We start from the raw sequence: 19,463 nt of genomic DNA on the forward strand, positions 1-19,463 counted from the left end.
CCTCCCCGCCCTACACCGCCTGTGGTCCGTGGCTGACGGGCGCGTGCCCGGGCCTTGGCTAGCCTGAGTTTTACGCCGAATGTCTTCATCCCTCAGGAGTGCCTCATGACCCCTCGCACGCGCGCCGACGCCACCACCGTCCGGCCTTTCGACGACCGCCGCACCAGCAATGCGATCGGCGCAATGGCCACGGCCTTCGTCGTGGGCGGCGTGGCCACCTGGTTCGCCATGGACGCGGCGCGCACCGCACGCGCCCGGCCGGCCGGACCGGCTGACGGCGCACCGCTGATGCGCGCGCCGCTGCAGGTGGTGGCGCCGGTCGATCTGCAGCGCTATGCGGGCATCTGGCACGAGCAGGCCCGTCTGCCGAACCGCTTCCAGAAACAATGCGCCGGCCCCGTGGTCGCCGAATACACCCCGCAGCCTGGGGGCGCCGTGCAGGTGCTCAATCGCTGCGTGCGGGAAGACGGCAACTTCGACGAGGCCGTCGGCGCTGCCCGCGTGGTGCCGGTGGCAGGCCAGCCTGGCGCAGGGCGCCTCCAGGTGCGATTTGCGCCAGCGTGGCTCGGCTGGCTGCCGATGGTCTGGGGCGACTACTGGATCCTGAAGCTCGACCGCGACTATCAGGTTTCGCTGGTCGGCACGCCCGACCGCCAATACCTGTGGGTGCTGTCGCGCGCGCCACGCCTCGACGAGGCCGTGCTGCGCGCGGAACTGGACTACGCCCGCAGCCTGGGGTTCGACACCGACAAGGTGGTGCTCACCGGCAGGTAGCGCTGCAGCTGCGAAGGCAGCACGGCCGGCGCGGTGCAGTGGATGGCGTGCCAGCCGAAGGCGCGCGCCGCCTCCACGTTGGCGGCCGAATCGTCGATGAACACGGTCTGTGCCGGATCGAGGCGGTAGCGCATCGCCAGCACTTCGTAGATCTCGCGTTCGGGCTTGAGGAACTTCACGTCCCCCGAGAACACGCCGCCGTCGAAGCGCTGCATGAAGGCGTGCTTGCGCTCGATGGCGCGGGCGTACGGCGCGGGCATGTTCGACAGGTAATACAGGCGCAGCGGCTGGCCGGCTTCGCGGTGGGCAATCAGCTGTTCGAGCATGTCGACCGTGACGCCGATGGGCTCCAGCCGCTCGCCCAGCCCTTCGAGCATGGCGTGCAGCGGCTCGGCCGGCAGCGAAAGCCGCGCCGTCATGCGGGCGATGGCGTCGTCCAGCGTGCGGGTGCCGCAGTCGAAACCCGTCCAGTCGTCGTGATGGAAAAGCGCCCTGCCCAAGGCGGCCGCGGCGGCTTCAGTGGGTGCGTGTTGGGAGAGATGGGCCTGTACCAGCCGTGTGGGCTCCCATGCGAACAGCACGGCGCCCAAGTCGAAAACCACGTTCATGGCGCCATTGTTTCATGCGCCGGGCACCACGCTCACGCCATGGGCTCCCAGGGACAGCGTGGCCTGCGCGCCGGCAGCCAGCGGCCGGGACAGGTCGGTCGACACCACGAAGACCGGCCCCAGTGTGGTGTCGAAGCCGTATTCGTAGAAGCTGCCGAGGTAGGCGGCCTTGCGCAGCGTGGCCGGAAGGCCGTCCGCCGCGCCAATGGCGCCGATCTGCCAGGCTTCGGGCCGCACCGCCACCTTCACCGTGCCGGGCGCCACCGCGTAGCGCGGCTGCAGGCGCAGCGGGCCGAGCGCCACGCTGCCGTCGGCTTGCGCCGTGGCGGGAAACACCATCGCCTCGCCCATGAAGCCGGCGACGAACTCGCTCTCGGGCCGCCCGTAGAGTTGCTCGGGCGTGCCGCGCTGGGCGATCACGCCGTGGTCCATCACGATGATCTGGTCGCTCACGGCCAGCGCCTCGCTCTGGTCGTGCGTGACGTAGGCCACCGTGAGCTTCAGCCGCTGCTGCAGCGAGCGGATTTCCTCGCGCATCTCGCGGCGCAGCCGGGCATCGAGGTTCGACAGCGGCTCGTCGAACAGCAGCACCGCCGGTTCGAGCACCAGCGCACGCGCCAGCGCCACGCGCTGCTGCTGGCCGCCCGAAAGCTCGCTGGGCAGCCGCTCGTCGAAGCCGACCAGGCCCACGCCCCGCAGCGCCTCGCGCGCCCGCGACGTGGCCTCGTCTTTCTTCACACCGCTCATGCGCAGGCCGTAGCTCACGTTCTCGATCACGTTCATGTGCGGGAACAGCGCGTAGCTCTGGAACATCATGCTGACGTTGCGCTCGGCCGGGCCGAGCGTGGTGACGTCTCGCCCGCCCATGAAGATCGAGCCCGAGGTCGGCGATTCGAGCCCAGCGATCATCCGCAGCGTGGTCGTCTTGCCGCAGCCCGAGGGCCCGAGGATGGTGGTGAGCGTGCCTACCGGTACTTCGAAGCTGATGCCCTTGACGGCCAGCGGCGCGTTCTTGTCCGCGCCGTAGCGCTTGGTGACGTTGCGGAATTCGATGCCGTTGCTCATGGATTCTTCTCTCGTTTCAATGCACGGGCGCGGGCACGACCGGCACACCCGCCTTGCGCCGCCCAAGCTTGCGCTCCCCAACCACCCACTGCACCAGCGCAATGGCCAGCGACATCAGGATCATGAGCACCGTGCAGTACGCCAGCGCGATGCCGTAGTCGCCGTTGCCGACGCGGCCGATGATGTAGGTGGTGGCCAGTTCGTTCTCGGCCGTGACCAGGAAGATCACCGCGCTCACCGTCGTCATGGCGCGCACGAAGCTGTAGACCAGCGCGGCCACCAGCGCGGGCTTGAGCAGCGGCAGCACCACCTTGAAGAGCGTCTGCGAGGTCGAGGCGCGCAGCATCAGCGAAGCCTCGTCGAGCGAGCGGTCGAGCTGCTTGAAGGCCGCCGTGCCGGCCCGCACGCCCACCGGCAGGTTCCGGAACATGAAGCACAGCACGATGATGAGCCCCGTGCCCGTGAGCTCGAAAGGCGGCACGTTGAAAGCCAGGATGTAGCTCACGCCCAGCACCGTGCCCGGAATCGCAAAGGCCAGCAGCGCGCCGAACTCGAACAGCCCCTGCCCCCTGAACTCGTTGCGCGCCAGCAGCCACGCAATCAGCAGGCCCAGCGCCGCGGTAATGGGCGCCGAGATGCCCGCCAGCTTGAGCGTGGTGATCAGCGAGTTCCACGCCGTACCCGCCCATACCAGCCCGAACTGCCCCCACTCGAGCGCAAAGGCGTTCTTGAAGTGGTTCAGCGTGAAGCTGTAGTCGCGTCCCCAGGTCTGCACGAAGCCGCCCGCGAAGGCGAACAGGTACACCACGGCGGTGAACGCGATCCACGGCAAGGCGATGCAGTAGATGGTGCGGCGCACGCCGTCGGGCAGCGCCATCGCGATGCCAGCGTCGCCCTTGCCGCTCACGGTGGTGTAGTTCTGCTTGCCCAGCACGCCGCGCTGCAGCGCGAACACGCCGAGCGCGAACAGCGTGAGCACCCAGGCCAGCGAGGCCGCGCGGCCCTGGTCGTACTGCGCGCCGACGATGGCAAAGAAGATGTCGGTCGACAGCACCGAGAACTGCCCGCCCACCACCACCGGGTTGCCGAAGTCGGCAATGCTCTCGATGAAGCCCACCAGGAAGGCGTTGGCCAGCCCCGGCTTCAAGAGCGGCAGCGTGATGGTGAAGAAGGTGCGGCGGCGGTCGGCGCGCAGCATCTGCGCAGCTTCCTCGAGGCTGGGCGCAATGCCCTGCACCACGCCGCGCATGATCATGAAGGCGATGGGCGTGAACGCGAACAGCTGCGCCACCAGCACGCCCGGCATGCCGTAGAACCAGCGCGTGGGCTCGATGCCGAACACGTTCTCCAGCACCTGGTTGACGATGCCGGCGCGGCCGAACAGCAAGATGAGCCCGAGGCCCACCACGAAGGGCGGCGTGATGATCGGCAGCAGCGCCAGCACCCGCAGCGCGCCCTGCCCGCGCTTGCTGCCGCGCTCGGCCATCAGCGCCATCAGCGTGCCGAGGAAGGTGGTGCCGGCCGCCGCGAGCAGGGCCAGCACCAGCGTGTTCCACGCCACGCCGCAGCGCACGCCGCCGGAGAGGCAGCCAAGGCCCCAGATGCGCTCGGTGAACACGCGCGCGACGAACGCGGTGATCGACCACTGCCCGTCCTCATTGAAGAACGCACCGGACAACGCCTTGCTCACCGGGTAGGCAATGAACAGCGCCATCAGCACGCCGCAGCCGACGACCGCGGCAGACACGAACAGGTCGCCCTTGAAGAGGCCCAGCCGCGCAATGCCGAAGGCCGCCAGCAGCACCAGCGCGGTGAGCGCCACGAAGCCACCCGCGCCGATGCCGAACTGGTTGATGGCCAGCTCGCCGAACTGCGCGTTGAGCGCCGCAAAGCTCCAGCCCCGCGCGCCGATGGCAAAGCCCGTGACGGCAAGCCCGATGGCACCGATCGCGCCGCCCGCCAGCAGCCAGCGCCCCTGCGCACGGCCTGCTGGCAGCCACGCGCCCACGGCGCACATCACCAGCCCCGCAAGGCCGATGAAGAGCCAGCTGCGGCCCTGCGTAGCCGCCTGCATGAGGCCGTTGGCACCCTCCGCCTGACCGAAGACCTGCGGAACGGCCTCGTACCAGGTGGCATCCTGGATCGCATACCAGGGCAGCAGCAGGTACGCCGCAAAGCCCAGCGCGACCCACGCCCAGATCCAGCGCCGCGAGCGCCGGATGGCAGCCAGCGACGCCGGATTGACCGGCGCGCCTTCAGCGACTGAACGCGCTTCCACTTAGCGCGGCAGCGAATTGACGTCTTTTTCCCAGCGCGCAATCAGGCGGCGGCGCTCGGCGCTGGCACCGTACTTGGCGTAGTCGTAGTTGATGAACTTGATCTTCTTGAAGTCCGGGATGCGCGGGTCGAGCTTGGCATTCACGTTGCTCGGCAGCTGGAACTGCTTGTTGGCGGCGCCCAGCTCCTGCGCGGCAGGCGTCAGTGCCCATTCGTAGAACTTCTTGGCGGCATCGAGGTTGCGCGCGCCCTTGATGATGCTCATGGAGCCGATCTCGGCGCCGGTGCCATCACTCGGCGTGATGGTCTCGACCGGAAAGCCCTGCATCTTCTCTCCAGGGCCGTCGTGCACGAAGCTGATGGAGATCGCGGTTTCGCCGCGTGCCACCGCCTTGATCGGGCCGGTACCCGAGCGGGTGTACTGGCCCACGTTCTTGTGCAGCGCCTTGAGGTAGTCGAAGGCCTTGTCCTCGCCCATCATCTGCACCAGCGTGGCGATCATGGTGTAGGCCGTGCCGCTCGATGCGGGGTTGGCCACCTGGATGTCGCCCTTGTATTCGGGCTTGAGCAGGTCGGCCCAGGTCTTGGGCACGGGCAGCTTCTTCTTGGCCAGCAACTCGGGGTTGTAGCCGAAGCCCAGCGGGCCCGAATAGATGCCGACCGTCTTGTAGCCCGACTGCTTGGCTTGCTGCTGGGCCCAGGGGTGCAACTGCGACAGCGTGGGCGACTTGTATTCGAGCGTGAGACCCTGCTCGGCCGCCTGCAGGTGCGGGTCGCCGGTGCCGCCGAACCAGATGTCGGTCTTGGGGTTGTCCTTCTCGGCAATCAGCTGGGCCAGCGCCTCACCCGAGCCCTTGAGCGCCATGTTGATGCGCACGCCGGTGGTACGGGCATAGACGGTGGAAATCACGTTGCACCACTCGGCCTGGACCGAGCAGATCACGTTGACGGTCTGGGCCGACGCGGCGGCCGACAGGCCGAGCAGCGCGGCTGCGGTGAGAATCTTGCTCTTCATTGGGTCCCTCCACCTCTGTGCAATAAAAAAAGGCCTCGCGGCCATGGGGCAGCGTAGCTTTAGTACAGGTCTCTCGAATCGGTACAAGTACCATCGCGACTGGCGCATGTCGCATCAGCGACGCATGCAGCCTGCCTCGGCACTCAGACAAAGGAAAGTTTTCTCATCATGAGCTTCGATCTCGTTCTGTTCGGCGGTACTGGCGATCTCGCGTGGCGCAAGCTGATGCCCGCGCTGTTCCAGGCATTCCGGCACGGCAGCCTGCCACCTGACGGCCGCATCGTCGGCGTGGCGCGGGACGACCTGTCGGACGACCAGTACCGGGAGCTGATCCAGTCGCGCTTCAAGGCGGTCGAAGGCGCCAAGCGGCCTTCACCGGAGGAATTCGAGAAGTTCGCCTCCATGCTGCACTACCTGCGCATGGACCTCTCGAAGCCCGACGACTATGCCCGCCTGGCGAGCCTGCTCAACCAGCGCGACGCCAAGACGGTGGTGATGTACGTGGCCACGGCGCCCGCGCTCTTCACCCAGGTGGTCGAGCAGATCGCGGCGGCCGGGCTCAACGGCTCCAGGACCCGCATCGTGCTGGAGAAACCGCTGGGCCACGACCTGGCTTCCAACCGCGCCATCAACTCCGCCGTTGGCAAGGTGCTCGAAGAAAAGCAGGTCTTTCGCATCGATCACTACCTCGGCAAGCCCTCGGTGCAGAACCTGTTCGCCATGCGCTTCGGCAATGCGCTGTTCGAGCCCATCTGGCGCCGCGAGCACATCTCCAACATCCAGATCACCATTGCCGAAGACCTGGGCGTGGAAAAGCGCGGCGCCTTCTACGACCAGACCGGCGCACTGCGCGACATGGTGCAGAACCACGCGCTGCAGTTGCTGTGCGCCGTGGCCATGGAGCCGCCGATCAACTCGCACGCCGACGCCATCCGCGACGAAAAGCTCAAGGTGCTGCGCGCCCTCAAGCCCTGGACGCCCGAGAGCCTGGGCCTGCACACGGTGCGCGGCCAGTACACGGCCGGCACGGCCTACGGCGAGCGGGTGCAGGGCTACCGCGACGAGCCGGGCGTGAACCCGGACAGCCGCACCGAGACCTTCGTGGCGCTGCGCACCGAAATCGCCAACTGGCGCTGGGCCGGCGTGCCCTTCTACATCCGCACCGGCAAGCGGCTGGCTTCGCGCGACGCGCGCATCGAGGTCAACTTCAGGCCCACGCCGCATGCCATCTACCGGGCACCGGCGGGCAACGTCAACAAGCTGGTGATCAACCTGCAGCCCAAGGACGGGCTGGAGCTTCACATGCTCGCGCAGGCGCAGGACAACCGGCAGCGCACCAACGGCAACCAGAGCGCGGCCGCGCAGCTGGCGCCGGTGCAGCTCGACCTCGACTTCGACAAGCGCTTCGGCGCCGAACGCGTGGGCGCCTACGAGCGCCTGCTGCTCGACGTGATCGACGGCCGCCTGAACCTGTTCGTGCGCAGCGACGAGCAGGAAGAAGCATGGCGCTGGGTCGAGCCGCTGATCGACAGCTGGGAATCGGACGGCGGCCCGCGCCCCTATGCGGCTGGCACCTGGGGCCCGAGCGCGTCCAGCGCGATGATTGCGCGCGATGGCTTCGCCTGGGGCGAAGAGCAGTAACGCCCGCTTCGGTCGCGCTCAGCCGAACTGCAGGCAACGCATGCTGAGCGTGCCCGACTGGAATCCCTCGTAGACCGTCTTCGCGCGCTCGCCGCTCCCGGCGGCGCCGAGGGCGTAGAGAAACGGGTAGTAGTGATCGGGCATCGCCACGGCGGTCGATGCGCCTTCCAGCTTCGCGTAGTCGACCAGTGCGCGGTCGTCGCGGCCCGCAAGTGCAGACTTCACCGCATCGTCGAACGACTGTGCCCATGGCCGGCTTGCGCTGGGCCCGTCGGGCGTTCCGCGGTCGGTGGCGCGCAGGTTGTGCACCACGTTGCCGCTGCCCATCACCAGCACGCCCTTGTCGCGCAGCGCGGCGAGGTCGCGGCCCACCGCGTAGTGGAAGGCGGCCGGCTTGTCGTAGTCGATGCTGAGCTGGAACACGGGAATGTCGGCCTTGGGGTACAGGTGCTTCAGCACCGACCACGTGCCGTGGTCCAGGCCCCATTGCTCGGTGGCGATCACCGGCGTCTGCTTCACCGCGCCGACGGTCTCCTGGGCAAGCGCGGGGTGACCCGGCGCCGGGTATTCGATGTCGAACAACGCCTGCGGGAAGCCGCCGAAATCGTGGATCGTCTTCGGCTTCGCCTGCATGCCGACACCGGTGGCGCCGCGGCTGAGCCAGTGCGCCGACACGCTGAGGATGGCCGAGGGCCGGGGCAGCTCGCGGCCCCATGCCGACAGCCGGCGCGTGAAGGCGTTGTCGCTGATGGCGTTCATCGGTGAGCCGTGGCCGATGAAGACGACCGGCATGCGGCGCGTAGGTGCTGCGCCGGCGGCTTGCACGCTGCAGGCCAGCGAGGCCAGCACCGCTGTCGCGCCAAGGGCGGTGCCCATCAGGAAGCCGCGGCGGCCCAGTTCGGAGGTTGCAAGCTTTGTCGTCATTGGCATGGCGGCACTCTGCAACAGTTTCCGGCGCAAGGCGGTGCCTTTGCGCACACTTTTTCGAAGATCGATGGTTCCGCCCTACTTCCTCGCGAGCACAGGCGCCTCGCGCAGCGGCGCTCCCTTGACCACGAGTTGCACCACCACCGCGACCACGATGTTCAACACCAGCGCCGCCAGCCCGGTGTAGAGCGTGTAGCTGCCATCGCCGATCACGAAGGTGTGCACCGGCTTGATGCCGTCCGAGAACGCCAGCCAGCTGCCGCCGAGCAGCCCCACAGCCCAGCCCGCCAACAGCGCCGGTGCACGGAACCAGCCGAAGAACAGGCCGAACACCACCGCCGGGAAGGTCTGCAGGATCCACAGGCCGCCCAGCAGTTGCAGGTCGAGCGCGAACTGCGTGGGCAGGAACAGGATGAACACCAGCGCCCCCAGCTTGACCACCAGCGACACGATCTTCGCGACCTTGGCCTCGCCCGCCGGCGTGACGTCGGGCCGCACGTAGGCTTTCCAGAAGTTGCGCGTGAACAGGTTGGCCGCACCGATCGACATCACCGCCGCCGGCACCAGCGCGCCGATGGCAATGGCCGCGAACGCGAAGCCCGCGAACCACGACGGGAACAGCGCATTGAAGAGCGCCGGCACCACGTCGTTGTTGCTCTTCACCGTGAGATGGGCTGCATAGGCCATGTAGCCCAGCAGCGCGATGAGCCCCAGCAGCACCGTGTACGCCGGCAGGAAGACGGCATTCTTGCGGATGGTGTTGGCGCTCTTGGCCGCGAAGATGCCGGTGAGCGTGTGCGGGTACATGAAGGCCGCGAGCGCCGAGCCCAGCGCCAGGCTCGCGTACGGCAGGTACTGCGCCGGCTTGAGCGTGAGCCCGGTCGCGCCGCCCTTGGCCGCGAAGGCATCGCCGGCCGCGTGGAACACGCTGCCATAGCCGCCGAGCTTCATGGGCACAAGCACCACGGCCACCAGCACCACGATGTAGATCATCAGGTCCTTCACGAACGCGATGAGCGCCGGCGCGCGCAGCCCCGCCGAGTAGGTGTAGAGCGCCAGGATCACGAAGGCGGCCGCCAGCGGCAGCTCGCCCGTGAGCCCCAGCGCCTTGATGACCACCTCCATGCCGACCAGTTGCAGCGCGATGTAGGGCATGGTCGCGACCACGCCGGTCACGGCAATGGCCAGCTCCAGCGCGCGCGAGCCGTAGCGGCCGTACACCACGTCGGCGGCAGTCACGTGCCCGGCCTTGTGCGCGGCATGCCAGAGCTTCGGCATGATGATGAAGACGATGGGGTACACGAGGATGGTGTACGGCAGCGCGAAGAAGCCGTAGGCACCCACGGCGTACACCAGCGCCGGCACGGCGATCACGGTGTAGGCGGTGTAGAAGTCGCCGCCCACCAGGAACCAGGTGATCCAGGTGCCGAAGTTGCGCCCGCCCAGGCCCCACTCGTCGAGGTGCGCGCCCTTGCCCTTGGTGCCGCCGCTCTGCCAGCGCGAGGCCCAGAAGCCCATCACGGTGACCAGTACGAAGAAGAAGACGAAGACCGACAGCGCGGTCCAGTTGATCTGGCCGCCCATCATTCGTCTCCCTCTTCATACCCGCTGCGGTAGACGATCCAGATCAGCAGCGCGGTGACCGGCACCCACAGCAGCTGGTACCAGTAGAAGAAGGGAAAGCCGAACAGCTCCGGCAAGGGGCTGTTGTAGAACGGCAGCCACAGAAGCCCGATGAAGGGCAACAAGAGCAAGGCCCACATGTGCTGTTCTCCTTGGTGTGATTTTTACGAAAGCACCAAGGAGTTATAGACCCGAAGCCGAACACGCGGCGCCGACCCGGATTAAGCGGCCGTGCTAGATGCGGCCCTCCTCGGCCGCATGGCAAGCGACTTGCACGCCCTTGATGCTCAGCAGCTTCGGGCGCTCGGAAGAACAGCGCGCATTCGCATGCGGGCAGCGCGGATGAAAGGCGCAGCCCGTGGGCGGGTTCAGCGGGTTCGGCACTTCGCCCTGCACCGGCGTGCGCTGGCGCCCCGTGTGCTTCATCTGCGGAATGGCATCGAGCAGCATGCGGGTGTATGGATGCTGCGGCGCCGAGAACAGCTTCTGCTTGTCGGCCACCTCGACCAGCCGGCCCAGGTACATCACGCCCACCTGGTCGGCCACATGGCGCACCACGGCGAGGTTGTGCGAGATGAAGAGATAGGTCAGGCCCTGCTCGCGCTGCAGGTCCTTCATGATGTTGAGCACCTGAGCCTGCACGCTCACGTCGAGCGCCGAGGTGGGCTCGTCGCACACCAGGAACTCGGGCTGCGTGGCGAGCGCGCGCGCAATCGAGATGCGCTGGCGCTGGCCGCCCGAGAACTGGTGCGGGTACTTGCTCATGTCCAGCGGCGAGAGGCCGACCGACTTGAGCAGTTCGCCCACGCGCTCGCGCAGCGCGGCCTTGTCGCTCAGGATGTCGTGCTCGCGCAGCGGCTCGCCGATGATGTCCTCGACGATCCAGCGCGGGTTGAGGCTCGCGTAGGGGTCCTGGAAGATCATCTGAATGCGGCGGCGCAGCTTGCGGCCCTCGGGGGTCTTGAACGCGGCGTGCGCGTCCTGCCCGTCGAACTGCAGGCCGCCGCGCGTGGGCGCGTAGAGGCCCACCAGCAGGCGCGCCACGGTGCTCTTGCCGCAGCCCGACTCGCCTACCAGCGCCAGCGTCTTGCCGCGCTCGATGGAAAAGCTCACGCCGTCGACCGCGTGCAGCAGCACGCGCGGCTTGCGTTCGAGCACGCGGTTGAGCCAGGGCGGCGAGACGTCGAAGGTGCGAGCGAGGTCGTGCGCGACCACGAGCGGTTCGCTCATCGCGTCACCTCCACGATGGGTTCGGCCGCTTCGGGCGTGGCGCGTTCGCCGGCCGCCAATGCGTCGTGATGCCTTGCCGCAATCTCGGCCTGGCCGGCATGCGGATCGGCCGCATCGTGCAGCCAGCAGGCAGCGCGCGTGGCGCCGGCATGCATGAGCTCGGGCCGCTCGACGAGGCATCGCGCAAAGGTGCGTGGGCAACGCGGGTTATAGGCACAGCCCGTGGGAATAGCGTTGAGCCGCGGCATCGCACCGTCGATCTGGTTGAGCCGCTCGCGGTCGCTCGTCATGTCGGGAATCGAGGCCATCAGGCCGGAGGTGTAGGGATGCGCGGGCTGGTGGATCACTTCATGCACCGGGCCGATCTCGGCGATGCGGCCCGCATACATCACGGCCACGCGGTCGCAGGTTTCGGCGATCACGCCCATGTCGTGCGTGATCAGCATCACCGCCGCGCCGCGGTCCTTGCAGACCTGCTTGAGCAGCTGAATGATCTGCGCCTGGATCGACACGTCGAGCGCGGTGGTCGGCTCGTCGGCCACGATGAGCTTCGGCTCAGCCGCAAGCGCCAATGCGATCACCACGCGCTGCCGCATGCCGCCCGAGAACTGGTGCGGGAAGTGGTCGATGCGCTGCTCGGCGGCGGGAATGCCGGTGTCCTGCAGCAGGCCGATGGCCCGCTTGCGCGCTTCGCTCTCGGTCACGGGCAAGTGGGCGCGAATGGTTTCTATCAGCTGCCGGCCCACGGTGTAGAGCGGGTTCAGCGAAGTCAGCGGGTCCTGGAAGATCGCGCCGATCTTGCGGCCGCGAATGGGCCGCATCGCGTCGAAGCCGAGGTTGTCGATGCGCTGGCCCTCCAGCAGGATCTCGCCACCGGCCACACGGCCCGGCGGTTCGAGCAGGCCAATGATGGCCGCGCCGGTGAGCGACTTGCCAGCGCCCGATTCGCCCACCACGCCGAGGATTTCGCCGGGCGCGATGTCGAATGAAATGCGGTCGAGCGCACGCAGCGTACCGCGGCGGTGCGGAAATTCGACGACGAGGTCTTTGACCTGGAGCAGCGTCATGGTGGCGTTCTCCTTATCTTTCTCTTCAGCGCAGACGAGGGTTGAGCGCGTCGCGCAGCCAGTCGCCGAGCAGGTTCACGCTGAGTGCGATCAGCACCAGCATCAGGCCCGGAAACACCGTGATCCACCATTCGCCCGAGAACAGGTACTGGTTGCCGATGCTGATGAGCGTGCCCAGCGAAGGCGAAGTCGGCGGCACGCCGACGCCGAGGAACGACAGCGTGGCCTCGGTGATGATGGCCGTGGCCACCTGGATCGTGGCCAGCACCATCACCGGCCCCATCACGTTGGGCAGCACGTGGCGCAGCATGATGCGCATTGGCGCCACGCCGGTAACGCGCGCGGCCTGCACGTATTCCTTGTTGCGCTCCACCAGCGTGGAACCGCGCACCGTGCGCGCGTACTGCACCCAGCCGGTCAGCGAGATGGAAATGATCAGCACGCCGAAGGCCAGCGACTCGTGCGCGCCGGGAAAGAGCGCGCGGCCGACGCCGGCGATGAGCAGCGCCACCAGGATGGGCGGAAACGACAGCATCACGTCGCACACGCGCATGAGGAAGGAGTCGAGCCAGCCGCCGAAGAAGCCGGCGAGCAGGCCCAGCACCACGCCGACCGCCACCGACAGCACCACCGACACCAGGCCGACGATCAGCGAGATGCGTGCGCCGTAGATGACGGCCGAGAGAATGTCGCGGCCCTGGTCATCGGTGCCCAGCAGGTACTTGGCCGAACCTTCGGTGCTCCATGCGGGCGGCAGGCGCGCGTCGCTGAGCTCGAGGGTGGCGAGGTCGAAGGGGTTGTGCGGCGACACCCATCCGGCGAACACCGCGCAGACCACGCAGACCAGCGCGATCAGCGCCGCGCCAATGGCCACGGGCGATGTGCGAAAGCTGTAGCCGACATCGCTGTCGAGCCAACGGGCGAGTGTTTTTTTCATCGTGAGGCAAAAGGAATGGGCCCGCAAGAAGCGGGCCCATGGTCAGGCCGCCTTGCGGGCGGCCAGCGGGATCACGGCTTGATGCTCATCCACTTGAAGTACATGAAGTTGTCGGCCAGCTGCACCAGCTCGACCTTCTTGCTCACGCCCCAGGCCAGCGACTGCTGATGCAGCGGCAGGTGGCCGATGTCGTCGGCGTGCATCTTGAACGCCTCCTTGATCAGCTCGTTGCGCTTGGCCTTGTCGCTCTCGGACTGGATCTTCTTGGTCAGCTCGTCGAGCTTGGGGTTGCAGTACGCACCCAGGTTGAACTGGCCGGTGCCCTTGTCATCGGGGCAGGAGGTGAGCGAGCTCAGCGCATTGTGCGAGTCGTAGGTGGTCGGGGTCCAGCCCAGCATGTAGAAGCTGGTGTCGCGGCGCAGCACCTTCGGGAAGTAGGTGCCCTTGGTCTCGGCCACGAGGTTGATCTTGACGCCGATCTTCGCGAGGTTGGAGGCAACGCTCTGGCAGATCTGGCCGTCGTTCACGTAGCGGTCGTTCGGGCAGTTCAGCGACACCTCGAAGCCGTTCGGATAGCCGGCTTCGGTCAGCAGCTTCTTGGCAGCCTCGACGTCGTAGGGCAAGCGCTTGTCCTGCTCGGCAGTCCAGCCGTTGATGCCGGGGCCGACCAGGAGGCCGGTGGGCTTGGAGGCGCCGCGCATCACGGTCTTCTGGATGCCGACGATGTCGATGGCCTGGTAGAAGGCCTGGCGAACGCGCTTGTCCTTGAACGGGTTCTTGCCCTTGATGTTCGAGTACTGCAGTTCGTCGCGCTTCTGGTCCATGCCCAGGAAGATGGTGCGCATCTCGGGGCCGGTGATCACGCGGGCGTTGGGCGCAGCGTTGATGCGGGCGATGTCCTGCACCGGCACGGGCTCCATCACGTCGACTTCACCCGAGACCAGTGCGGCCACGCGGGTGGCGGGGTTGGCGATGGGCGTGAAGATGATCTCCTGCGCGTTGCCGTCGATCTTGCCCCAGTAGGTGCCGTTGCGCGTGAACACGGTGCGCACGTTGGGCTGGCGTTCGCGCACGCGGAACGGGCCGGTGCCGTTGGCCTTGAACGAGGCGGTGTTCTCGATGCCCTTGCGGCGATCCACCGGCTTGGTGGCCTGGTTTTCCTCGCACCACTTCTTGCTCATGATCATGGTGAGCGAGATCACGTCGGGCAGGATCGGGAAGGGGCCGTTGGTTTCGATCTCGACGGCGAGGTCGCCGACCTTGCGCACGGCCTTGATGTCGCTCAGCGTGGCACGCAAGTCGGAGCCGTCGCCCTGGGCGCGCGCAAAGCTGAACACCACGTCGTCGGCGGAGAACGGGGTGCCGTCGTGGAAGGTCACGCCCTTGCGCAGTTCGAAGCGCCAGACATTCGGCGAGGTCTGCTTCCAGCTGGTGGCCAGCAGCGGTGCAAGGCTCAGGTCCTTGTTGCGGCCCACGAGGGTTTCATAGACGTTGGCGGTCACGCTCAGCTGTAGCGATTCGTTGAGCGAGTGCGGGTCCAGCGATAGCGCGTCCCCCTGGTTCGCGATGCGGATGGTCTGCGCGCCAGCGACCATGCTGACGGCGCTCAGGGCGCACAAAACGGCGGCCGCAGCCACACTTTTCTTGAAACTCATGGGAACACTCCTCGGGTTGGAATCAAACACATCACGTCGCCGCGGTAGCGGCGGCTCTCCCTGGCTGCGCACCGCGGGTAACGGCAAGCGGCATGCCCTGCTCGATCAGGCCGGCATGCAGCGCGGCGCCAAGCGGCAGGATCTCGTCATTGAAGTCGTAGCGGCTGTTGTGCAGGTAGGCGCCGTCGCGCACGTCCTGGCCGATGCGCAGGTAGGCGCCGGCTTTCTTCTGCAGCATGAAAGAGAAGTCTTCGGCGCCCATGCTGGGCTCCATGCTGCGCTCGACATTCTTCGCACCCACCAGCGACTCGGCCACATCGGCCGCGAACATGGCCTCGGGCGCGGTGTTGATGGTGGCGGGGTAGATGCGCTCGTACTTGATGCTGGCGCTGGCGCTGAAGCCCGAGGCAATGGCCGCGCACAGCTCGTTCAGCCGCTGCTCGATCTGCGCCTGCACGCGCGCGCTGAAGGTGCGCACGGTGCCGACCAGCGTGGCCTCGCCCGGCACCACGCTCATCGCGCCGAGATCGCCGGCCTGCATCGCGCAGATGCTGATGACGGCGGCGTCGATCGGGCGCACGTTGCGCGAAACGATGGTCTGGGCGGCCGTAATGATGTGCGCCGCGACGATCACGGGGTCGACGGTCTGGTAGGCGTGCGCGCCATGGCCGCCCTTGCCCTTGATGCTGATGGTGATGCGGTCGGCCGCGGCCATCATCGCGCCGCGGTTGATGCCGACGGTGCCGGCCGGCATGGCGGGCCAGTTGTGCATCGCGTAGACGGCGTTGACCGGGAAGCGGTCGAACAGGCCGTCCTCGATCATCACGCGCGCGCCGGCGCAGCCCTCTTCGCCGGGCTGGAAGATGAGCACAGCGGTGCCGTCGAAGTCGCGCGTCTCGGCCAGGTAGCGCGCGGCGCCGACCAGCATGGCGGTGTGCCCGTCGTGGCCGCAGCCGTGCATGAGGCCCTCGCTGGCGGAGCGCCAGCCGAAGTCGTTGTCCTCGCGCATGGGCAGCGCGTCCATGTCGGCGCGCAGGCCGATCATGCGGCCGCTGGCCGTCGAACGACCGCGGATGACGCCGACCACGCCGGTCTTGCCGATGCCCTCGTGGATCTCGTCGACACCGCAGGCGCGCAGGGCCTCGCGCACGCGGCCGGAGGTGTAGATCTCCTCGAAGCCGAGCTCGGGGTGCGCATGCAGGTCGCGGCGGAAGGCCGTGATCTCGGGATAGAAGTTCGCGATGTGCGCGAATGCGCGGCCGGAGGCCTTGAGGCGCGGGGCCTCTGCTGTCGCTGTCGTCATGTCAGTGCCCTCCCGCCTTGCCGACGCGCAATCGCGGATCGACCACGAAGTACAGCAGGTCGACCACGAGGTTGATCACCACGAAGATCAGGGCAATAAGACATAGGTAGGCCGCCATCACAGGAATGTCGGCAAAGGTCACGGCCTGGATGAACAACAGGCCCATGCCGGGCCACTGGAACACCGACTCGGTGATGATCGCGAAGGCAATCAGGCCGCCGAGCTGCAGGCCGGTGATGGTCATCACGGGCACCAGCGTGTTCTTGAGCGCATGGCCGAAGTGGATGGCGCGGTTCGTCAGGCCCCGCGCGCGCGCGAACTTGATGTAGTCGGTGCGCAGCACCTCGAGCATCTCGGCGCGCACCAGCCGCATGATCAGCGTGAGCTGGAAGATAGCCAGCGTCACCGCTGGCAGCACGATGTGCTGCCAGCCGTCGGCACTGAAGAGGCCGCTGGTCCACCAGCCGAGCTTCACGGTCTCGCCGCGCCCGAAGCTCGGGAACCACCCCAGCGTCACGGCGAAGACGAGGATCAGCAGGATGCCGATCAGGAAGGTGGGCAGGGACACGCCGAGCAGCGACACGGTCATGAACACCTGGCTCATGAAGGTACCGCGGCGCAACGCGGTGTACACGCCCATCGGAATGCCGATGAACAGCGCCAGCACGGCCGCGACGAGCGCGAGTTCAAGCGTGGCGGGGAAGCGCTCGCCGATGAGTCGCGACACCTTCGCGCCCTGGCGCAGGCTCAGGCCGAACTCGCCTTGTGCGGCATTGACGAGAAAGTGCCAGAACTGCACGAAGAAGGGCTGGTCGAGCCCCAATGCGGCGCGCAGTTCGCGAATCTGCTCAGGCTTGGCGTCCTGCCCCAGGAGGAACACGACGGGGTCGCCGACGTATTGGAAGAGGAGAAAGGCGATGAACGCGACCGCGATCATCACGATCACGGCCTGGATCAGGCGGCGCAGTACAAAGGCAATCATTCATCGAGCGAAGTGAACGGGGCATGCTAGCAGTGCAAGGTGCGTGCCCGCACGGTGGTTCCCCGGGGGTGCGCCTCGTGGTTTCCCCAAGAGTGTCCAGACGAAAAAAAGCCACTCGACTTTCGTCGAGTGGCTTTCGAGCTTTTGATTCGAAGCTGGCTTGCGCCAGCATCAAATTAGAAAGCGTGACGGATACCGAAGTCGTAGCCGGTGGAGCTCTTCGGGGTGAAGGCGCCAGCTGCGTTGTTGTAGAAGGCCGGGCCGCCAACCGTGTAGCCAGCACCGTTCTTGTTGCTGATGCGCGCGATCGTTGCGTACAGAGCCGTGCGCTTCGACAGGTTGTGCACGTAGCCCAGAGCGATCTTGTTAGCCTTGGGATCAGGCGTGTTCAGAGCGAACGGGTTGTTCGGCAGGTTCTGGTCGAGCTTGACGTGCGACCACGAAGCGCGGATCAGGCCAGCACCGACCGGCACGGTCACGCCGAGCAGGTAACCGGTCAGATCGATGTCAGGACGGCCACCAGCCAGCGGGGTGACTTCGTAGTCGATCTTGTTCTTGGCCTTCGACAGTTCACCGAACAGCTTCACGGGACCGAAGTCATACGAAGCGCCCAGGTTCAGCGTGTTGACCTTGGTGGTCGTGCCGGCGTAGTAGTCGTCGCCCACGGTGCTGCTGCCATAAGCCAGCGCAACGTCCAGAGGACCGTTGGCGTAGCCGAAGCGGCCGCCGACGTAACGACCTTGACGCTGGCTGTTGGCCACGTTAGGCGTGAAGATGCCCGAGTCGTACTTGGTCTTCTCTGCGAAGCCGTACTGGACCTGGCCGTAGAAGCCGCCCAGGTTCGGCGGCAGGAAGTAGCCGACGGTGTTGCTGGCGCGAACGTAGTTGCTCGAACCGACGTTGGTGAACGGAGCGGTCGAAGCTGCAGGGGTGCCGAAGCCGCCGAAAGCGTCGTTGGCCGTCGAGACCAGATTGGTACCAACGCCGTTGGTGCCGAACGGATCGAACACGGTGTCGTTCCAGAACGTCGGGGTGTAGTCACGACCCAGGCGAACTTCACCGAAACCACCCGACAGGCTCACGGTCGAGCGACGTGCGAACGTAGCGATACCTTGCTGGCCGTTGTCGTTGGAGATGGGGGCTTCGAGCCAGAAGCTGGCTGCCAGACCACCACCGAGGTCTTCCGTACCACGGAAGCCCAGACGGCTGGAGTTGTAAGCCGAGTTAGCCAGTTCACGACGGCTGGTCTTGACCGAACCTTGGTTCAGGTACGTCGGGATACCGAAAGCGTTGGGGAACACGGTCGCACGGTTGTCGCGCGCAGTGTTCGAATAGCCGCTGATCGACGCGTCGACCACACCAAACAGCGTGACGGACGACTGAGCCGAGGCAACACCGGCAACAGCCAGGGCAGCCAGAGCAACTAGAGATTTTTTCATTGCAAGTTTCTCCAAGGTTAAACATAGGGCTCCGGTGCGAAGGGCTCACCGTGACTGGCACTTTTGTGCTCCCACCGGACCCCGGGCCAACCTCCTTTTGGGAAGTTGATGCTATTGCACCAGAGCCGCTGCGGCAGGGCAAAACAATTCGCCCGAAATCTTGGATGGCTCGCGCGTTTCGTTGCACGCTTGCAACAAAGGACTTAGACCCCTCTGCGCACCACCATGTGAAATATGACGAGGCTCCGGCATGGCATTTCGCATGTGCGTTCAAATAGCCACATGACGCTCATGATCGACCCTGTTCTGACCGCGGCAGACGCGGCATTGCGCACGCTTTTTGCCCGCCCCCATGCCACGCGGGCGACGCCCGTCCCCTCACAGGCACCGGGTGAAATGAGTGAAGCGGAACGTCGGGAAGCCGGCGCGCTGATGCGGGTGAATCATGTGGGTGAAGTCTGCGCACAGGCGCTTTACACAGCCCAGGCAGCGGTGACACGCGATCCTGCGCTGCGCGCCCATTTCCTCGAAGCGGCGCACGAGGAAACCGATCACCTGGCCTGGACCCGGCAACGGCTTGACGAGTTGGGGGCGCGCCCGTCGATCCTGAATCCTCTCTGGTACGCAGGCGCTTTCGGCCTCGGCCTCGTCGCAGGCCGCCTCGGAGACCCATTGAGTCTGGGATTCGTCGCAGAGACTGAGCGTCAGGTGGAGGCCCACCTGGACAGCCACCTCGATCGCCTTCCGTCCGGAGACAGCGCATCCAAGGCAGTGGTCGAGCAGATGAAGCTAGACGAAGCCCGTCATGCGTCGCAGGCTGTCGACGCTGGCGCGGCAGAGCTCCCGGCGCCGGCCAAGGCCCTGATGCGCGTGGCTTCCCGCGTGATGACCACGCTGGCGCACCGCATCTAGGCCATTTG

The 19,463-nt window shown here is 66.6% G+C and carries 17 protein-coding genes; 3 read left to right on the forward strand and 14 right to left on the reverse strand.

Annotated elements, in window-relative coordinates:
* Window positions 1–105 precede the first annotated feature (105 nt).
* Window positions 106–774, forward strand: coding sequence for a lipocalin family protein (locus ACZYSP_RS12130; protein WP_093048363.1), 669 nt, complete (start codon window positions 106–108; stop codon window positions 772–774).
* On the opposite strand, the gene ACZYSP_RS12135 is transcribed toward ACZYSP_RS12130, so the two are convergent.
* From ACZYSP_RS12135 to ACZYSP_RS12150, 4 genes are read right to left on the reverse strand one after another with little or no spacing between them, the layout of a single operon-like run.
* Window positions 720–1,382 carry an HAD family hydrolase gene (locus ACZYSP_RS12135; RefSeq protein WP_093075948.1) on the reverse strand — a complete coding sequence of 221 codons (663 nt, stop codon included), beginning with the start codon at window positions 1,380–1,382 and terminating at the stop codon, window positions 720–722. The two genes, ACZYSP_RS12130 and ACZYSP_RS12135, sit on opposite strands and share 55 nt — an antisense overlap.
* Window positions 1,383–1,394: 12 nt before the next feature.
* Window positions 1,395–2,447, reverse strand: a complete 1,053-nt coding sequence (locus tag ACZYSP_RS12140) for an ABC transporter ATP-binding protein (RefSeq protein WP_093048359.1) — start codon at window positions 2,445–2,447, stop codon at window positions 1,395–1,397.
* A 16-nt stretch (window positions 2,448–2,463) separates the two neighbouring features.
* Window positions 2,464–4,725 (reverse strand): ABC transporter permease, encoded by a 2,262-nt coding sequence (locus ACZYSP_RS12145; RefSeq protein ID WP_489014332.1) that lies wholly within the window; start codon window positions 4,723–4,725, stop codon window positions 2,464–2,466.
* On the reverse strand, window positions 4,726–5,739 hold the full coding sequence (locus ACZYSP_RS12150) for an ABC transporter substrate-binding protein (protein ID WP_097200005.1): 1,014 nt from the start codon (window positions 5,737–5,739) through the stop codon (window positions 4,726–4,728).
* A gap of 168 nt (window positions 5,740–5,907) precedes the next feature.
* Here ACZYSP_RS12150 and zwf point away from each other — a divergent pair, with 168 nt between their 5' ends.
* Window positions 5,908–7,380: a glucose-6-phosphate dehydrogenase gene (gene zwf / locus ACZYSP_RS12155; protein WP_093048351.1), complete on the forward strand. Its 1,473-nt coding sequence runs from the start codon at window positions 5,908–5,910 to the stop codon at window positions 7,378–7,380.
* Between the two features lie 18 nt (window positions 7,381–7,398).
* On the opposite strand, the gene ygiD is transcribed toward zwf, so the two are convergent.
* The 10 genes from ygiD to ACZYSP_RS12205 form a co-directional block, all read right to left on the reverse strand.
* Complete coding sequence (ygiD, locus tag ACZYSP_RS12160) at window positions 7,399–8,310, reverse strand: 4,5-DOPA-extradiol-dioxygenase (protein ID WP_489014335.1); 912 nt, start codon at window positions 8,308–8,310, stop codon at window positions 7,399–7,401.
* Between the two features lie 75 nt (window positions 8,311–8,385).
* Complete coding sequence (gene mctP / locus ACZYSP_RS12165) at window positions 8,386–9,891, reverse strand: monocarboxylate uptake permease MctP (protein ID WP_489014337.1); 1,506 nt, start codon at window positions 9,889–9,891, stop codon at window positions 8,386–8,388.
* Window positions 9,891–10,070, reverse strand: a complete 180-nt coding sequence (locus tag ACZYSP_RS12170) for a DUF3311 domain-containing protein (RefSeq protein ID WP_435471992.1) — start codon at window positions 10,068–10,070, stop codon at window positions 9,891–9,893. Before ACZYSP_RS12170 ends, mctP begins: the two co-directional genes overlap by 1 nt.
* A gap of 94 nt (window positions 10,071–10,164) precedes the next feature.
* On the reverse strand, window positions 10,165–11,160 hold the full coding sequence (locus tag ACZYSP_RS12175; RefSeq protein ID WP_093048345.1) for an ABC transporter ATP-binding protein: 996 nt from the start codon (window positions 11,158–11,160) through the stop codon (window positions 10,165–10,167).
* Window positions 11,157–12,227, reverse strand: a complete 1,071-nt coding sequence (locus tag ACZYSP_RS12180; RefSeq protein WP_093075957.1) for an ABC transporter ATP-binding protein — start codon at window positions 12,225–12,227, stop codon at window positions 11,157–11,159. The genes ACZYSP_RS12175 and ACZYSP_RS12180 overlap by 4 nt, the downstream gene beginning before the upstream one ends.
* 25 nt (window positions 12,228–12,252) lie before the next feature.
* The gene (locus ACZYSP_RS12185) at window positions 12,253–13,164 is read right to left on the reverse strand and encodes an ABC transporter permease (protein WP_489014341.1); all 912 of its coding nucleotides are present in this window, start codon (window positions 13,162–13,164) and stop codon (window positions 12,253–12,255) included.
* A 71-nt stretch (window positions 13,165–13,235) separates the two neighbouring features.
* Window positions 13,236–14,819: an ABC transporter substrate-binding protein gene (locus ACZYSP_RS12190; RefSeq protein ID WP_093048336.1), complete on the reverse strand. Its 1,584-nt coding sequence runs from the start codon at window positions 14,817–14,819 to the stop codon at window positions 13,236–13,238.
* Window positions 14,820–14,850: 31 nt separating this feature from the next.
* The gene (locus ACZYSP_RS12195; RefSeq protein ID WP_489014343.1) at window positions 14,851–16,122 is read right to left on the reverse strand and encodes a M20 aminoacylase family protein; all 1,272 of its coding nucleotides are present in this window, start codon (window positions 16,120–16,122) and stop codon (window positions 14,851–14,853) included.
* Window position 16,123: 1 nt separating this feature from the next.
* Window positions 16,124–17,104, reverse strand: coding sequence for an ABC transporter permease (locus ACZYSP_RS12200; protein WP_093048330.1), 981 nt, complete (start codon window positions 17,102–17,104; stop codon window positions 16,124–16,126).
* Between the two features lie 176 nt (window positions 17,105–17,280).
* Window positions 17,281–18,543: a porin gene (locus ACZYSP_RS12205; RefSeq protein WP_489014346.1), complete on the reverse strand. Its 1,263-nt coding sequence runs from the start codon at window positions 18,541–18,543 to the stop codon at window positions 17,281–17,283.
* 282 nt (window positions 18,544–18,825) lie between these two features.
* On the opposite strand from ACZYSP_RS12205, the gene coq7 reads away from it, so the two are divergent.
* Window positions 18,826–19,455, forward strand: coding sequence for a 2-polyprenyl-3-methyl-6-methoxy-1,4-benzoquinone monooxygenase (gene coq7 / locus ACZYSP_RS12210; RefSeq protein WP_093075963.1), 630 nt, complete (start codon window positions 18,826–18,828; stop codon window positions 19,453–19,455).
* Window positions 19,456–19,463: the final 8 nt, after the last annotated feature.

It is taken from the genome of Variovorax sp. F042, assembly GCF_057814215.1.

Coding starts and splice junctions, on each gene's coding strand:
- ACZYSP_RS12130 (WP_093048363.1), top strand. CDS start 106: ATGACCCCTCGCACGCGCGCCGACGCCACCACCGTCCGGCCTTTCGAC.
- ACZYSP_RS12135 (WP_093075948.1), bottom strand. CDS start 1,382: ATGAACGTGGTTTTCGACTTGGGCGCCGTGCTGTTCGCATGGGAGCCC.
- ACZYSP_RS12140 (WP_093048359.1), bottom strand. CDS start 2,447: ATGAGCAACGGCATCGAATTCCGCAACGTCACCAAGCGCTACGGCGCG.
- ACZYSP_RS12150 (WP_097200005.1), bottom strand. CDS start 5,739: ATGAAGAGCAAGATTCTCACCGCAGCCGCGCTGCTCGGCCTGTCGGCC.
- zwf (WP_093048351.1), top strand. CDS start 5,908: ATGAGCTTCGATCTCGTTCTGTTCGGCGGTACTGGCGATCTCGCGTGG.
- ygiD (WP_489014335.1), bottom strand. CDS start 8,310: ATGCCAATGACGACAAAGCTTGCAACCTCCGAACTGGGCCGCCGCGGC.
- mctP (WP_489014337.1), bottom strand. CDS start 9,891: ATGGGCGGCCAGATCAACTGGACCGCGCTGTCGGTCTTCGTCTTCTTC.
- ACZYSP_RS12170 (WP_435471992.1), bottom strand. CDS start 10,070: ATGTGGGCCTTGCTCTTGTTGCCCTTCATCGGGCTTCTGTGGCTGCCG.
- ACZYSP_RS12175 (WP_093048345.1), bottom strand. CDS start 11,160: ATGAGCGAACCGCTCGTGGTCGCGCACGACCTCGCTCGCACCTTCGAC.
- ACZYSP_RS12180 (WP_093075957.1), bottom strand. CDS start 12,227: ATGACGCTGCTCCAGGTCAAAGACCTCGTCGTCGAATTTCCGCACCGC.
- ACZYSP_RS12185 (WP_489014341.1), bottom strand. CDS start 13,164: ATGAAAAAAACACTCGCCCGTTGGCTCGACAGCGATGTCGGCTACAGC.
- ACZYSP_RS12190 (WP_093048336.1), bottom strand. CDS start 14,819: ATGAGTTTCAAGAAAAGTGTGGCTGCGGCCGCCGTTTTGTGCGCCCTG.
- ACZYSP_RS12195 (WP_489014343.1), bottom strand. CDS start 16,122: ATGACGACAGCGACAGCAGAGGCCCCGCGCCTCAAGGCCTCCGGCCGC.
- ACZYSP_RS12200 (WP_093048330.1), bottom strand. CDS start 17,104: ATGATTGCCTTTGTACTGCGCCGCCTGATCCAGGCCGTGATCGTGATG.
- ACZYSP_RS12205 (WP_489014346.1), bottom strand. CDS start 18,543: ATGAAAAAATCTCTAGTTGCTCTGGCTGCCCTGGCTGTTGCCGGTGTT.
- coq7 (WP_093075963.1), top strand. CDS start 18,826: ATGACGCTCATGATCGACCCTGTTCTGACCGCGGCAGACGCGGCATTG.